13 protein-coding genes and 2 pseudogenes are annotated in these 12,495 nt (G+C 70.6%); 6 read left to right on the forward strand and 9 right to left on the reverse strand.

Going from position 1 to position 12,495, the window contains the following annotated elements; genetic code table 11:
• Nucleotides 1–324 precede the first annotated feature (324 nt).
• Entirely contained in the window at nucleotides 325–909 is a 585-nt protein-coding gene (locus tag ACFV3E_RS39060; protein WP_500540125.1) for a 2'-5' RNA ligase family protein, read from the reverse strand.
• A 454-nt stretch (nucleotides 910–1,363) separates the two neighbouring features.
• On the opposite strand from ACFV3E_RS39060, the gene ACFV3E_RS39065 reads away from it, so the two are divergent.
• On the forward strand, nucleotides 1,364–1,951 hold the full coding sequence (locus ACFV3E_RS39065; RefSeq protein WP_500540127.1) for a TetR/AcrR family transcriptional regulator: 588 nt from the start codon (nucleotides 1,364–1,366) through the stop codon (nucleotides 1,949–1,951).
• 51 nt (nucleotides 1,952–2,002) lie between these two features.
• Here ACFV3E_RS39065 and ACFV3E_RS39070 read toward each other — a convergent pair whose 3' ends face one another.
• The gene (locus ACFV3E_RS39070; RefSeq protein ID WP_500540129.1) at nucleotides 2,003–2,437 is read right to left on the reverse strand and encodes a VOC family protein; all 435 of its coding nucleotides are present in this window, start codon (nucleotides 2,435–2,437) and stop codon (nucleotides 2,003–2,005) included.
• Nucleotides 2,438–2,598: 161 nt separating this feature from the next.
• Between ACFV3E_RS39070 and ACFV3E_RS39075 the strand changes: the two genes are divergently transcribed.
• Together ACFV3E_RS39075 and ACFV3E_RS39080 are read left to right on the forward strand one after the other, a co-directional pair.
• Nucleotides 2,599–2,994 carry a VOC family protein gene (locus ACFV3E_RS39075; protein ID WP_500540131.1) on the forward strand — a complete coding sequence of 132 codons (396 nt, stop codon included), beginning with the start codon at nucleotides 2,599–2,601 and terminating at the stop codon, nucleotides 2,992–2,994.
• Nucleotides 2,995–3,199: 205 nt separating this feature from the next.
• Nucleotides 3,200–3,697, forward strand: a complete 498-nt coding sequence (locus tag ACFV3E_RS39080; protein ID WP_500540133.1) for a DUF1877 family protein — start codon at nucleotides 3,200–3,202, stop codon at nucleotides 3,695–3,697.
• On the opposite strand, the pseudogene ACFV3E_RS39085 reads toward ACFV3E_RS39080, so the two are convergent.
• The 4 genes and pseudogenes from ACFV3E_RS39085 to ACFV3E_RS39100 form a co-directional block, all read right to left on the reverse strand.
• Nucleotides 3,698–4,243: pseudogene (locus tag ACFV3E_RS39085) on the reverse strand (leucine zipper domain-containing protein); the annotation flags it as partial.
• Between the two features lie 102 nt (nucleotides 4,244–4,345).
• Nucleotides 4,346–5,134: a class I SAM-dependent methyltransferase gene (locus tag ACFV3E_RS39090; protein WP_500540135.1), complete on the reverse strand. Its 789-nt coding sequence runs from the start codon at nucleotides 5,132–5,134 to the stop codon at nucleotides 4,346–4,348.
• A gap of 63 nt (nucleotides 5,135–5,197) precedes the next feature.
• Nucleotides 5,198–5,293 (reverse strand): annotated as a pseudogene (locus ACFV3E_RS39095) (GMC oxidoreductase); the annotation flags it as partial.
• Nucleotides 5,294–5,311: 18 nt separating this feature from the next.
• Nucleotides 5,312–6,328: an aldo/keto reductase gene (locus ACFV3E_RS39100; protein WP_500540137.1), complete on the reverse strand. Its 1,017-nt coding sequence runs from the start codon at nucleotides 6,326–6,328 to the stop codon at nucleotides 5,312–5,314.
• 251 nt (nucleotides 6,329–6,579) lie between these two features.
• Between ACFV3E_RS39100 and ACFV3E_RS39105 the strand changes: the two genes are divergently transcribed.
• On the forward strand, nucleotides 6,580–7,452 hold the full coding sequence (locus tag ACFV3E_RS39105) for an alpha/beta fold hydrolase (protein ID WP_500540139.1): 873 nt from the start codon (nucleotides 6,580–6,582) through the stop codon (nucleotides 7,450–7,452).
• 70 nt (nucleotides 7,453–7,522) lie between these two features.
• On the opposite strand, the gene ACFV3E_RS39110 is transcribed toward ACFV3E_RS39105, so the two are convergent.
• A complete protein-coding gene (locus ACFV3E_RS39110) occupies nucleotides 7,523–8,110 on the reverse strand; it encodes a TetR/AcrR family transcriptional regulator (protein ID WP_500540141.1) in 588 nt (195 codons plus the stop codon).
• Nucleotides 8,111–8,457: 347 nt separating this feature from the next.
• On the opposite strand from ACFV3E_RS39110, the gene ACFV3E_RS39115 reads away from it, so the two are divergent.
• Nucleotides 8,458–8,997 (forward strand): hypothetical protein, encoded by a 540-nt coding sequence (locus ACFV3E_RS39115; protein ID WP_500540143.1) that lies wholly within the window; start codon nucleotides 8,458–8,460, stop codon nucleotides 8,995–8,997.
• A gap of 83 nt (nucleotides 8,998–9,080) precedes the next feature.
• Here the strand turns inward: ACFV3E_RS39115 and ACFV3E_RS39120 are convergent, their stop codons facing one another.
• Complete coding sequence (locus ACFV3E_RS39120) at nucleotides 9,081–10,313, reverse strand: alkene reductase (RefSeq protein ID WP_500540145.1); 1,233 nt, start codon at nucleotides 10,311–10,313, stop codon at nucleotides 9,081–9,083.
• 149 nt (nucleotides 10,314–10,462) lie between these two features.
• Entirely contained in the window at nucleotides 10,463–11,455 is a 993-nt protein-coding gene (locus ACFV3E_RS39125; protein ID WP_500540237.1) for an oxidoreductase, read from the reverse strand.
• A gap of 216 nt (nucleotides 11,456–11,671) precedes the next feature.
• Between ACFV3E_RS39125 and ACFV3E_RS39130 the strand changes: the two genes are divergently transcribed.
• Entirely contained in the window at nucleotides 11,672–12,259 is a 588-nt protein-coding gene (locus ACFV3E_RS39130; protein ID WP_500540147.1) for a PadR family transcriptional regulator, read from the forward strand.
• Nucleotides 12,260–12,495 lie beyond the last annotated feature (236 nt).

Genomic DNA, 12,495 nt, shown 5'->3' on the forward strand with positions numbered 1-12,495 from the left:
CCCGGTGCCCGGAGACGGGCACGCCGGGTTCGGGAGGCGGCTCGGGGAAACCCACTGGTGGAAACACCAGCAGGGCGCCCCGAGTCGACCTCACCGAGGCCGCGCCGGCGGCCACCTCGCCTGTGGGCGTGGTCCGGAAGCACAACGGCTCGGCCCTGGCCCACTGAACATCAGACAGCGCCACAGGTAGACCGACGACCCGGCACCGGTGAGGAAGCGCCGAGGGGTCAAGCGCGGGGTCAGGTCGCCGCCGAGACAGAGGAGGCAGGCGCAGTCCAGGGCGTCTTCGGGTGAGCCGGAGGGCAGTCCGGTGGGCAGGTGGACCTACGACGGCAGCCTGCTCAAAGCCGCCCGACCGGCATCGACCCGTGGCGCACGCAGGGCGAAGTCCGCCCGTTCACGCCACACCTTGCCATCGAAGACCAGCAACTGGACCGAACGGACGTGTGTCGTGAGCGGTAGCCGATTCGCCAGATCGGCCTCAACGGCGTCCAACACACTCGGCTCCTGGCCATGCGCCACCGTCAGATGGGGAACGACCTCGGCAAACCGGCCCCCATACGGCGGCGCCTCCGGCCACCGGTCAGCGACGGCCAGGGTGAGCGCCCGGAACTGATCGTCCGACTCCGGGGCGAGGTAGAGCACCCCAGGGAAGCGACCGCACCTCCGGAAACGAAGGTCAAAAGCACTGTGGGATCCGAAGAGTTCAGCCAGGACATCCAAGACCTGATCACCGACGCGGTCCTGGCTCAGAAACGGATAGAGCACCGATACATGCGCCGGGACCCCGGCCCCCACCGAGGCGTCGAACCGCTCACGCCAGCTGCCCACGACCGGCTCGGCCTCGGGCACCTTGACGATCAGCGCTGTCTCGCCCGCCCGATACTGACCCACGCCGTCTGCCGTCATGGCGACAGGATGCCAGCCAGTCGACCCCCGCCGGCAAGATCACGACCTCCACGCCTTCGGCGGAACCGCACCAGGCCGACGTCGGCCCAAGTGAGCGGCTGACGGAGGCATGCTCGGCCGGTTCGCCGGTTCGCCGGATCGACGTGGACGGATGGCCGCCCCGCGGGACCTCAGGACCGGACCCCCGCCCCACCGCCGTGGGGCGGGCGTCCGGCCGCTCCGCCGGGCTCGCACGAACTCTGCCTCGCGCGGAGCCCGGAGCGCGGGTCCCCGTGCCGGGGTGGAGGCGGCCCGGGCACCGGCACGGACTTCCGGCCCCGGGTCAGCCTGCATACGGTGAGACCGGACAGCCGGCCGTCCCGTGACGCCCGACCGTGGATCCTCGGAAAAGCCATGTCCACGATCGTGGATGTCCGCACGCGGTGGACGCCTGGGCACTCCGTATCCTGGCCGCATGCATGACGACGACGGTGGCCAGCCGGCCGCCACCCGACGCAGGGACGCCGCCGCGACCAGGGCGGCGATCCTCCAGGCCGCCCGGCGACTCTTCGTCGAGCACGGCTACGACGGCGCGGGTGTGCGGGAGATCGCCGGCGCCGTGGGAGTGGATCCCCGGCTGATCGGTCGCTACTTCGGGTCCAAGGAGAAGCTCTTCGCGGAAGTCGTCGACCTGGCGTACCAGAAGTCGCTGATGATGACGCCCGAGCTGAACGCCGAGGCGGCCCGCGCGCTGCTCCTCGACTCCGATCAGTCCGCCGTGGAAGGGCTGCTGCTGACCCTGCGTTCCGCGGCGAACCCGCGGGCGGCGGAGATCATGCGGGGCGTCATCGAACAGAACTACCAGCATGTCCTGGCCGGCGCCCTGCCCGGCGAGCGGACCGCCGGGCGCGCCGCCCTCCTGGTCGCCATCTGCTCAGGCGTCCTGCTCACGCGCCTGATCCTCGGCAACACACAGCTCAACCAGCCGGAGACCGAGGACCTGATCCCCCTCCTCCACAAGGCGCTCGACGCCGTCGCCGTCGCACCCGAGCCCGGCCGCTGAACGCGTCAGCGGCCACCTCGGGGCCGTCACCGGAGGACGCTGGGTCGAGGCTCAGTCGAGACAGAACTCGTTGCCCTCGACGTCCTGCATCACGATGCAGGACTCGTTGTCCTCATCGGCATGCAGCACCTTCACGCACACCGCGCCGAGCGCGACCAGGCGTGCGCATTCGGCCTCAAGCGTGGCCAGGCGCTCCTCGCCCACGAGTCCGGTGCCGACCCGCACGTCGAGATGCACCCGGTTCTTGACGACCTTCCCTTCGGGAACGCGCTGAAAGTACAGTCGTGGGCCCACACCTGAGGGATCGCTGCAGGCGAACCACGCACCCCGATCCTCGGGCGGCAGCGTGCGGTTGAAATCGTCCCAAGTGGCAAACCCCTCCGGTGGCGTCGGTGCGACGTATCCCAGCACCTCGCACCAAAAGCGGGCGACGCGCTCAGGTTCCGCGCAGTCGAAGGTGACTTGGATGTGCTTGATCGATGCCATCGGGCCACCGTAGCAGCGCCCACATCGGGCTCCACAGCTCCTTCCAACCGGGCAGGGGTTTCCGCCGGATCAAGCCCGTCCGATGTCCCTGTGCAAAAAGATCTCGGATCCGTCGGGCGGGCGACCTACGCTGGGTCCCGTCCGCACTATCTGGGAGAAGCATGACAAGCAGGTTCACCGAGTTGACCGTTGACTGCCACGATCCGGAGAGGCTCGCGGCCTTCTGGTGCGAGGTCCTGGACTTCAAGGTTGTCGACCGGAGCGAGGGCAAGGTCGAGATCGGCTCTTGGGTGCCGACCGTCGAGGACGTCCGGGCCCGCCAGATGCCGCCCACCCTGGTGTTCATCCGTGTGCCCGAGGACAAGGCCGTCAAGAACCGGCTTCACCTCGACGTCAGCCCGATCGACGGCAGCACCGAGGACGAGGTGACCAGATTGCTCGCTCTCGGCGCCGTCAAGGTGGACGTGGGCCAGGGCCCAGGCCGGAACTGGGTGGTCATGGCAGACCCCGAGGGCAACGAGTTCGACGTCCTGCGCACCTTGGCACCGCAGTACTAGGGGCCTGTTGCGGACGTCCGTACGGATGTGCACCGGTCCGCAGTGGTCGATTTCGACGACACACGACGCCCGGGTGTCGGAGGGCGTCCTGGCAGAGTCGGGCATCCCGGCGTTAAGAGACGGGCATCGCGCCGTCAGTGCCGACAAGTAGGTTCTCTCCGTTCGGCCCGACAGGCGGGCCGCCGAACTGGGAGGACTCATCGCGGTGAGCATCCACATGCACATGCGCGCCGTCGCAGAATCCGAGATCCGGGACGACCACACCTGGCTTGCAGCGTTCATGTGGGAGGCTTGGGAGAACCACCCCGACGAGTACGCAGCCGGCATCGCCGAGTCGATCGACAAGGTCTGGGGCTCCGTCAATGACCTCTATGCCGCTGCCGATGTTCTCGATGCGGATGCCGACGACTCTTGGGAACTGCCGATTTACGGCGGGCGGCCAGTGGCGCACAGCGCCGATGCCGACCCCTCCAACCCGCCCCTGGGGATTCTGGAGCCGCCTGGGGTATCACAGGCCGCAGGCTTCCTCGCACGTGTCCCGTTCGACGAGCTGTGGAACGTCGCCGGTACCAAGCTCGTCTGGGCCGGCTGGGACGAGGCACAGGTCAGGCAGGAGTTCCTCGATTGTCACAGGGGCCTCCTAGGGTTCTATGGGCGGGCGGCTGCAGCAGGCCATGCCGTGGTCAGGGCGGTGTGGGCTTGAGGCGTGGTCGCGTGCCGGGGCGGAGTGGACGTAGTCGAAGCCCATGCTGCCGCGTCGGGGGCGGGCGGCCTGGCGGCCGAGGACCTTGTGGCCGCCGCCGTCGGGGATCCGGCCGAGTTTCTTGACGTCGATGTGGATGAGTTCGCCTGGGCGGTCGTGTTCGTAGCGGCGGATGACCTGGCCGGTGGGCCGGTCCAGGTGGGCCAGCCGGTTCAGGCCGTGGCGGGTGAGGATCCGGTGCACGGTGGAGGCGGGCATGCCCAGGATCGGGCCGAGGCGTGCGGGGCCGAGTTTGCGGGTCTGGCGGAGCCGGCAGACCCGGGCTTCGACGGCCGCCGGGGTTCGATGCGGTGTGGTGCGGAGCCGGCTGGAGCGGTCGTCAAGGCCTGCCTCGCCCTCGGCTCGCCGGCGGCGGACGCATTTGTGGGCCGTGGCGCGGGAGATGCCCATTTCGGCGGCCACATGCGCGACCTGGCGACCCGCGCAGACACGCTCGACCAGCAGCCGCCTGCCGTGAACGGTCAGCCGGGTATTACGGTGGGACACGAAGACCTCCGTGTGGTGCAGTCCTAGACAGCTCCACCACACCGGAGGTCTTCGCTTTGATCAAGCCCGGACCGGTGTCAACAACGCTCGTAATCAGTATGTCTAGTCCGCTTGCAGGACGAAGAACAGGAAGCAGAGGAAGCGGGGCTGGGCCGCGATGGCCTCGGGGAACAGCTCACGGGCGGCGGGGTCGGGATCAGGCTCGCTGATGGCCGTGATCCGGAAGCCTGCCGCGGTGAACGCATCGGTCATCGCGTGCAGCGGTCTGTGCCAAAGACGCATCAGGGCGGTCTGGCCGCCCAAGGTCCACTCGTCGGTCCAGGCGGTGGTGTCGAAATAGCCGTGCTCGGCCGAGCGGCCGGCCTCGCGGTGCATGGTGGCGATGGCGAAGGGATGGTCGACGGACGCGATCAGCCGACCGCCGGGCTTGAGTACGCGCCGCAGCTCGGCCAGCGCCGGCCCCCAGTCCTCCAGGTAGTGCAGCACCAGGGACGCGACGACGTCGTCGAACGTGTCGTCGGCGTAGGGAAGGGGACTGCCCAGGTCGGTCACCTGCAGGTCCGCACCCTCGCCGAGCCGACGCCGGGCCAGCTCCAGCATCCCGGAACTCGCGTCGAAGCCGCTCACGAGGGCGCCACGGTCACGCAGCGCCGTGGACAGGGCCCCGGCGCCGCAGCCGGCGTCGAGGATCCGCCGGCCGGCCACGTCCCCGGCGAGGGCCAGCATCGCGGGACGCTCGTAGTAGGCATTGATGAGGTTGGATTCGTTCTCGCTCGTGTACGCCTCGGCGAAGCTGGTGTAGTCGTTGACCTTCGGCGGATCCACCGTCACGGCGGACTGCGAGGTGCGCCCGTCGTGGCTCGCGTGCCCTTGCTGCTCGTCAGAAGTCATGGTGCGAGGGACGTCGGCCGCAACAGTTCGGTTCCTGGTCCGAGGCACTACGGCACGAGGTATGACGGGCATGACCGAGGCGTCGACGCCGCGTAGCCCTGTGATGCCGTGTACCTGCAGACCGGGATCGACGACCGGGTCGTCGTCCTGCGCCGAGCGACAGGTGCCGGCGACCGGTCAGTGCCGCGCCGGCGGCGTGACGCCGTTGAACCAGTTGGTCGCGGTCATCGCGGAGGCCGCCTCCCGGTCCCCCGTGACGGTGAGGGCATCGAGGGTGGCGAACTGCTCCGAGGACAGGGACAGCTCGGCGGCCGAGGCGTTCTCGGCCATGAACGCGACCCGGCGGGTACCCGGGATGGGGGTGACGTCCGGGGCCTTGGCCAGCAGCCAGGCGAGGGCCACCTGCCCCGGCGTCGCCTCGTGCTGCTCGGCGATGCCGCGAACCGCCTGGACCGTCCGCATGTTGCGGTCGAAATTCGCTTCCGAATACCAGGGCAGGCCGCGGCGGTGGTCGTTCTCCGCCAGACTGTCCCGTGAGGTGATGGTGCCGGTCAGCGCGCCGCGGCCCAACGGGCTGTAGGGAACGATGCTGATGCCCAGTTCCCGGCACAGCGGCAGGATCTCGGATTCGATTCCGCGCTCCCACAGCGACCATTCCGTCTGCAGCGCCGTGATCGGGTGTACGGCCGCGGCGCGACGCAGGGTGTCCGGTGCGGCCTCGGAGAGGCCGAGATGCAGGACCTTTCCCTCGGCGACGAGTTCGGCCATCGCGCCGACGGTTTCCTCGATCGGCGTCCGGGGATCGACACGGTGCTGGTAGTAGAGGTCGATGTGGTCGGTGCCCAGCTTCTTGAGGGAGCGTTCGACGGCCTCGCGGATGTAGCCGCGGCTCCCGTCCATCCGTGCCTCCGCCCCGCCGAACGGACCCGAAACGATGCCGAACTTGGTGGCGAGCACGAGGTCGTCGCGGCGACCGGCGATCGCCCGGCCGAGGATCTCCTCGCTGTCGCCGTAGCCCTCGGCGGTGTCGAAGAGCGTGACGCCGATCTCGAGCGCGCGGCCGACGATCTCCCGAGCGGCCCGGTCGGGGTCGTAGCCGGACTGTCCGTAGGGGTTGGCGTAGCTCATGGCGCCGTAGCCGACTGCGCCGACGGCGAGTTTCGCGGGACCGAGGTGACGTACCGGGATGGGCATGGCAAGGCCGGCCTTTCTGCCGCTGTGAGCAGTGAGGACGTGATGTCCTCAGGTGTGGACAAAGATAAGTCCTCGCCTGAGGACAAGCAAGTGCGGAGCCTGCGGCAGCCGAGCCCGCGCCGCGCACGCTCCGTGATGTGACCCACCACTCCCGGCTCCTGATTGCCCCCGGTGGACGTCGCGCATTAAGTTGCGTGGATAGAACGTTCTATCTACTCGCGCCCGTCGCCCGCATCACTGAAGGAGTAGCGATGTCCCACCGTCGTCCCGTTCGCCCCGTCCGTCTCGCCGTCGTCAGCGCGGCCGGCCTCGCCCTGGCCGCCGGACTGGCCACGACAGCCTCGGCCACCCAGGACCATCACGCCAAGCCGGCAGGCGAGCCGAAGCCCAGGCCGACCGTCGTCCTCGTCCACGGTGCCTGGGCGGACTCCGCCGGCTGGAGCGGCGTGGCCAAGCGCCTGCAGGCCGACGGCTACGCGGTCACCGCCCCCGCCACGCCGCTGCGCGGTCTGGGCAGCGACGCCGCCTACCTGGCCGACTACCTCAAGACGATCAACGGCCCGGTCGTCCTGGTGGGCCACTCCTACGGCGGCGCGGTCATCACCAACGCCGCCACCGGCAACCCCAACGTCAAGGCCCTCGTGTACGTCGCCGCCTTCGCGCCCGACAAGGGCGAGAGCATCACGGACCTGGTGGGCAAGTTCCCCGGAAGCCACCTCAGCGACGACCCCGACGCCCCCCTGCCCACGGCCCTGAACGCGGTGCCCTTCACCCAGGCCGACGGCGCCACCGGCGTCGACCTCTACATCAAGCCCGACAAGTTCCGCGACGTCTTCCTCAGCAACCGCGTCGGCAAGAGCAGGGCCGCCGCGCTCGCCGCCACGCAGCGCCCCGTCACCGCGCAGGCCGTCAGCGAGCCCTCTGCCGGGACTCCGGCCTGGAAGACCATCCCCTCCTGGTACCTCGTCGCCCGCGGCGACCGGACGATACCCCCCGCCGCCGAGCGCTTCATGGCGTCGCGCGCCCACGCCCACACCATCGAGGTCGACGGCCCGCACGCGGTCCACCTGACCGATCCCAAGGCCGTGACGCGCCTCGTCGAGAAGGCCGCGACCGCGCGCTGACCCACCTCCGCCCCCGGCCTCCTCCCGGCGCCTATGGGAGGGGGTCGGTAGCCGCGCGCAGGAGCCGGACTCAGGCCGCGGCCATGAGCACGGCGACCCCGTGCTCCAGGACGGCGCCCGCGGTCCGGGCGTCGCCGAGGTAGCCGGCCACCATCGCACCGTCCCGCATGGCCACCATGGCGTCGGCGGACCGTGCGGGATCGGCTGCCCCGAGCCGCTGGAAGGCGTCCCGCAGCACCTGACGGAACCAGGCGCGGTGTCGCAGCACCGCCTGGTGGACGGGGCTTTCGGGGTCCGGGTACTCGGCCGTGGCATTGATGAACGGACAGCCCCGGAACCCGGCGCCGCACACCTCCTCACCGATGCCGTGCGCCACGGCGGCGAGGAAGCCGGAGGGAGAACCGATGCCTGCCTCCGCCGCGGTGATCCGGTCCCGGATCTGCCGATCCGTCGCCTCGAGGTAGGCGCGCACCAAGTCGTCCTTGCCTGCGAAATGCCGGTAGAAGGTGCCCCGGGCGACGTCGGCCTCCGCCATGACGCGGTCCACCCCCACGGCCCGGATGCCCTCACCGTAGAAGAGCCGGCTCGCCGTGCTCAGCAGCCGTTCACGGGCCTCGGACCGGCGGACCGGCGCGGATGCGTGCGTAGCGTTCGACATGCCCACAGCATAGAACGGTCTTTCTACTTCCGGTGTGGATCTTGTTGCTGTGGCGCTACCCGCATGGGAGGATGCGCCGTTCATCGCCGGTGCCGCGGGACTGCCGCTCCGTGCCGGTGGGCCTTCGGAACCGGGTGGGGAACGTGGGTAGAGAGGTGTCGCGGGCAGCCGCGGCGGTGTGCGTGCTGACCGTGGCCGTTGTCGGTTGCGGGCACGGGGACGGGGACGGTGCGGGGGACTCGCGCCCCGAGAGGCAGGCTGCGGCACCTGCGGAAGTCCTGGGTCATCGGGAACTGGAGCGGACCGCTCTGGAGTCGGGGGACGTCGACGGATTCAGCGTCGGGCCCATGGTGGGCGACGTGGGGGCCGGTCAGCCGGTGGTGAGCCCGGTTGCTCCCGCCCCCGCGCAGTGCAAGCCCCTCAACGACATGACCGCGTTCGTCGGCGGGTACCAGCCCGTGTGGCAGGTCGCGAAGATCGTCGGTCGCACGTCCGATGAGGGCGACAGGTCGTCCACGACGGTGGCGCTCAACTCCTACCGGCAGCAGGAGTCGGTCAAGGTGATGACGGAACTGCGCGGTGCGCTGGACACCTGCACGAAGTTCGCGCCGCCCGAGTCCTCGGCCACCGGCTGGACGTACTCGCACATCCGCAAGCTGCCGGATCCTTCGCTGGAGGACGACGCGCTCTCGTACCGCATGACGCTGGACATGCCCGCGGACGACGTGGGCCCCGCGCATTCCGTCGTCTTCTCCTACGTGGTGGTCCGGAGCGGAACGACCGTAACGACGTTCGCCTCGAACCTCTTCGGCGTCAACGGCACACCCACCGAGGTTCCCCGGCAGCTCATCGACGCCCAGCTCAAGAAGCTGAGCCAGGCGTCGTAAGGCTGGGGGACCCGGTGCCGGCACCCGGGACCCGGACGGGGCGCGCCGCGCTGGGTGCCCCGTCCGGGTGGGATCCGCCCGGGTCAGTCCAGGGCGGCGCTGTGCTGCTGCTGGGCCCAGGCCAGGTGCCAGGTGTCCAGGGGAGTCGCGGAGTTCAGCTCCAGGCCGGGCACCGGCTCGAGGCGTCCCTCGCGCAGTTCGGCGAGGAGGCGCTCGGCCTCGAGGGAGGGGTAGTCGAGGTAGCCGCGGTCGTCACCGCCGAAGAAGGTGGGCCGCAGCGCCTCGCGCAGCTCCGCGTCGCGGGCCAGGCGCTCCGGCAGGTCGGGGTTGGCGATGAAGTCGCGCCCGAAGCCGACGGCGTCGACGGTGCCGTTCTCCACGGCGCGCAGGGCCTCCTCGCGCGCGTAGCCGCCGGTCGCGATCAAGCGGCCCGGGTAGCGCTTGCGGGCCCAGGCGCTGTCGATGGTGTCGGCCGGCCGGCGCTCGGCCGTGGAGTCGTCGTTGCCGATGATGCCCGGCTCCACCAGGTGCAGGTACGCGAGGTCGCGAGCGGCGAGCTCGTCCACGACGTAGCCGAACAGGGCCTCGGGATCGGAGTCGGCCATGTCCTGGAAGACGCTGCTCGGGGATATGCGGACGCCGATCCGGTCCGCCCCCACCGTCTCGATCAGGGCGTCGACCACCTCCAGCAGCAGGCGCGCGCGGTTCTCGACGCTCCCGCCGTAGCGGTCCGTGCGCCGGTTGGCGCTGTCCTGGAGGAACTGGTCGATCAGGTAGCCGTTGGCCGCGTGGACCTCCACGCCGTCGAAGCCGGCCGCCAGCGCGTTCGTGCCGGCCTGGGCGAACTGGGCGACGACGGCCTGGATCTCGTCGATCTCCAGCGGTCGCGGCGTCACGAACGGCACGCGGCCCTCGTCGGTGAAGACCAGGCCGTCGATCGCGATGGGGGAGGGGCCGACCGGGGTCTTGCCGTCGGGCTGGAAGACGGGGTGCGAGGCGCGGCCGGTGTGCCACAGCTGCGTGACGATGGTGCTCCCCGCGGCGTGCACCGCGTCGGTGACGCGCTTCCACCCCTGGACCTGGGCGTCGCTCCACAGGCCCGGAATGCCGGGGCCGCCGACACCTTCGGCCGAGACGACGGTGCCCTCCGTGATGATCAGTCCGGCCGAGGCGCGCTGGGTGTAGTACAGCGGCGCGGAGGGGCCGGGGCTGCCGTCCGGCAAGGAGCGGCTGCGCGTCATCGGGGGCATGACGAAGCGGTTGGACAAGGGCAGGGCGCCGAGCTGGACGGGATCGAACAGGGGGCTGTTGTGCATGGTTTCCTCTCCGGGAAATCGGGATGGGGATGAGGAGTGGCGAAGGTGCAGGCCAGGCGGTTGCGGGGCCTGGAGGTGTGACGCCGGGGACGTGGCGGTTCGCCGGACGGTGATGCGGTCGGATGTGCGTCCCGGCGTCGACTCGTGACCTACGCGGCCTGGTACCGGCGGGTGTTGACCTTCCCGCCCAGCACGGTGGCCGCGCGGAGCGCCCAGTACGGGTCGCGCAGCAACTCCTGGCCGAGGAGGACGGCGTCGGCCTTGCCGGAGCGGACGACGGCCTGTGCCTGGGCCGGGTCGATGAGAGGGCCGACGGCGGCGACGGGCATGCCGGTCTGGTTGCGGACGCGGTCGCCGCCGGTGGAGACGTCCATCAGGTCCACGCCCCGGGCCCGCAACTCCTTGGCCAGGCGGAGGGTGTCGTCGGTGATCTCCTCCGGCCAGTCGGGGTCGGACATGCGGAAGAAGACCGGCAGGTCGGCGGGCCAGACGGCGCGTACGGCGTCGACGGCCTCCAGGGCGAAGCGGGCGCGGCCCTCGAAGTCTCCGCCGTAGCCGTCGGTGCGGCGGTTGGTGTGCGGGGAGAGGAACCGGTCGATGAGGTATCCGTGGACGCCGTGGATCTCGGCGACCTGGAAGCCGGCGTCCAGGGCGCGTCGGGCGGCGTCGGCGAAGTCCGCCACGATCCGGCCGATCTGCTCGGTGGTGAGCTGTTCCGGTGTGGTGGAGCCGGTGCCGAACGGGACGGCGGTGGGACGGCCGGGTGCCCAGCCGTACTGCCTGCCGGGGGCGCCGGGGAACCTGCGGTCGACCCAGGTCCCCTCGGTGGCGTCCCTGTGCCCGGCGGCGAGCTGGATGCCGGGCACGGTGCCCTGGGACTTCAGGAAGGCGGTGATCCGCCGGAAGGCCGCGCCCTGGGTGTCGTTCCAGATGCCGAGGTCGTACGGGCCGGTCCGGCCCTCGGGGCTGACCGCGATGGGTTCGGTGAGGATGAGCCCGGTGCCGCCGGTGGCCCGCGCCGCCAGGTGAGCGAAGTGCCCGTCGTCCGGCACGCCCGCCTGGTCGCCGTCCGGTGGGGCGGCGGACCGGCACATGGCGGCCATCCAGATCCGGTTCGGAACGGTCAGTGACCGGAGGGTCATGGGCTCGAACAGGGTGGTGCTCACGAAAGTGCCTCCTGCTGGATGGGGGAGTGGGTACCGGGCGAACACCCGGCCGTCATCGCGCCCCGTGAGGCGTCCATCGGTGCGGCTTGCGCCGATCGTGTCGGTCCCTCTCAACCGTCACATTCCACGGTACGGTATGGACGGTTATGCCCGGAATGTTGAGATCCAGATGGTCCGAATCGGGAGACAGCGATGCCGACCGCGCTGCCGGTCAGTGCCTACGTCGTGCTCGGCCTGCTGAGCAGGCAAGACGGCGCGACCCCCTATCAACTCGACCAGAGGATCCGCCAGAGCATCGGGTACTTCTGGGTCTTCCCCCGCTCGCAGCTGTACGCGGAGGCCGGACGCCTGGTGCGGCGCGGACTGGTCGTCGAGCACCAGGAAGAGGGCGGCCGCCATCGCCGCACGCTGTCACTCACCGACGAGGGGCGACGGGAGCTGTGCCGATGGCTCGCCGCCCCGACGCGGGCGGTCACCGAGATCCACGACGAGGGGCTGCTGAGGCTGTACTTCCAGCCGCAGGCCTGTGACGCCGACGCTCCCGGCGATGCGGACACGGTGGACGCGATCAGCCGACTCGCCGCGGAGCAGATCCAGGCCCACGAGGGCCAACTCGCGGAGTACCGGCAGCTCGTCACCTCCGGACTGCTGCCCGCGGGCTCGCCCCAGCGGGCCACGGTGGAGGTGGGGTTGCGGTTCGAGCGCATGATGATCGGCTTCTGGAACGAGGTCGCCGCCTCGCCGGCAGACCTCATCGGGGAGGGCGCCGAGGGGGCGTGAACGACGGCGACCGTGGCGCGTCGCATCCGTCTGCGCCGGCCGGCGCGAGGGGACCCGGCGGACGTGCCCACCGCGGGGCGACCGGACGGTGAACGGGCGGTGGCGAGGGGCGGGCGGGAAGGAGCCGGTGTCCCAGGGGCGTCACGGAAGGGCAACCGGCCCATTCCCGGGGCCCGGGGTGCCGGTGAAGGGCCGCATCATGGTGCCGTCGGTGAACGACAAGGGGGGTACGGAGC

Source organism: Streptomyces sp. NPDC059718, from assembly GCF_042733315.1.
In the GTDB taxonomy this organism is placed as follows: domain Bacteria; phylum Actinomycetota; class Actinomycetes; order Streptomycetales; family Streptomycetaceae; genus Actinacidiphila.

Excerpts from the sequence above, each read along its gene's own strand:
- ACFV3E_RS39060 (WP_500540125.1), bottom strand. The coding sequence starts at position 909 with ATGACGGCAGACGGCGTGGGTCAGTATCGGGCGGGCGAGACAGCGCTG.
- ACFV3E_RS39065 (WP_500540127.1), top strand. The coding sequence starts at position 1,364 with ATGCATGACGACGACGGTGGCCAGCCGGCCGCCACCCGACGCAGGGAC.
- ACFV3E_RS39070 (WP_500540129.1), bottom strand. The coding sequence starts at position 2,437 with ATGGCATCGATCAAGCACATCCAAGTCACCTTCGACTGCGCGGAACCT.
- ACFV3E_RS39075 (WP_500540131.1), top strand. The coding sequence starts at position 2,599 with ATGACAAGCAGGTTCACCGAGTTGACCGTTGACTGCCACGATCCGGAG.
- ACFV3E_RS39090 (WP_500540135.1), bottom strand. The coding sequence starts at position 5,134 with ATGACTTCTGACGAGCAGCAAGGGCACGCGAGCCACGACGGGCGCACC.
- ACFV3E_RS39100 (WP_500540137.1), bottom strand. The coding sequence starts at position 6,328 with ATGCCCATCCCGGTACGTCACCTCGGTCCCGCGAAACTCGCCGTCGGC.
- ACFV3E_RS39105 (WP_500540139.1), top strand. The coding sequence starts at position 6,580 with ATGTCCCACCGTCGTCCCGTTCGCCCCGTCCGTCTCGCCGTCGTCAGC.
- ACFV3E_RS39110 (WP_500540141.1), bottom strand. The coding sequence starts at position 8,110 with ATGTCGAACGCTACGCACGCATCCGCGCCGGTCCGCCGGTCCGAGGCC.
- ACFV3E_RS39115 (WP_500540143.1), top strand. The coding sequence starts at position 8,458 with ATGGTGGGCGACGTGGGGGCCGGTCAGCCGGTGGTGAGCCCGGTTGCT.
- ACFV3E_RS39120 (WP_500540145.1), bottom strand. The coding sequence starts at position 10,313 with ATGCACAACAGCCCCCTGTTCGATCCCGTCCAGCTCGGCGCCCTGCCC.
- ACFV3E_RS39125 (WP_500540237.1), bottom strand. The coding sequence starts at position 11,455 with ATGACCCTCCGGTCACTGACCGTTCCGAACCGGATCTGGATGGCCGCC.
- ACFV3E_RS39130 (WP_500540147.1), top strand. The coding sequence starts at position 11,672 with ATGCCGACCGCGCTGCCGGTCAGTGCCTACGTCGTGCTCGGCCTGCTG.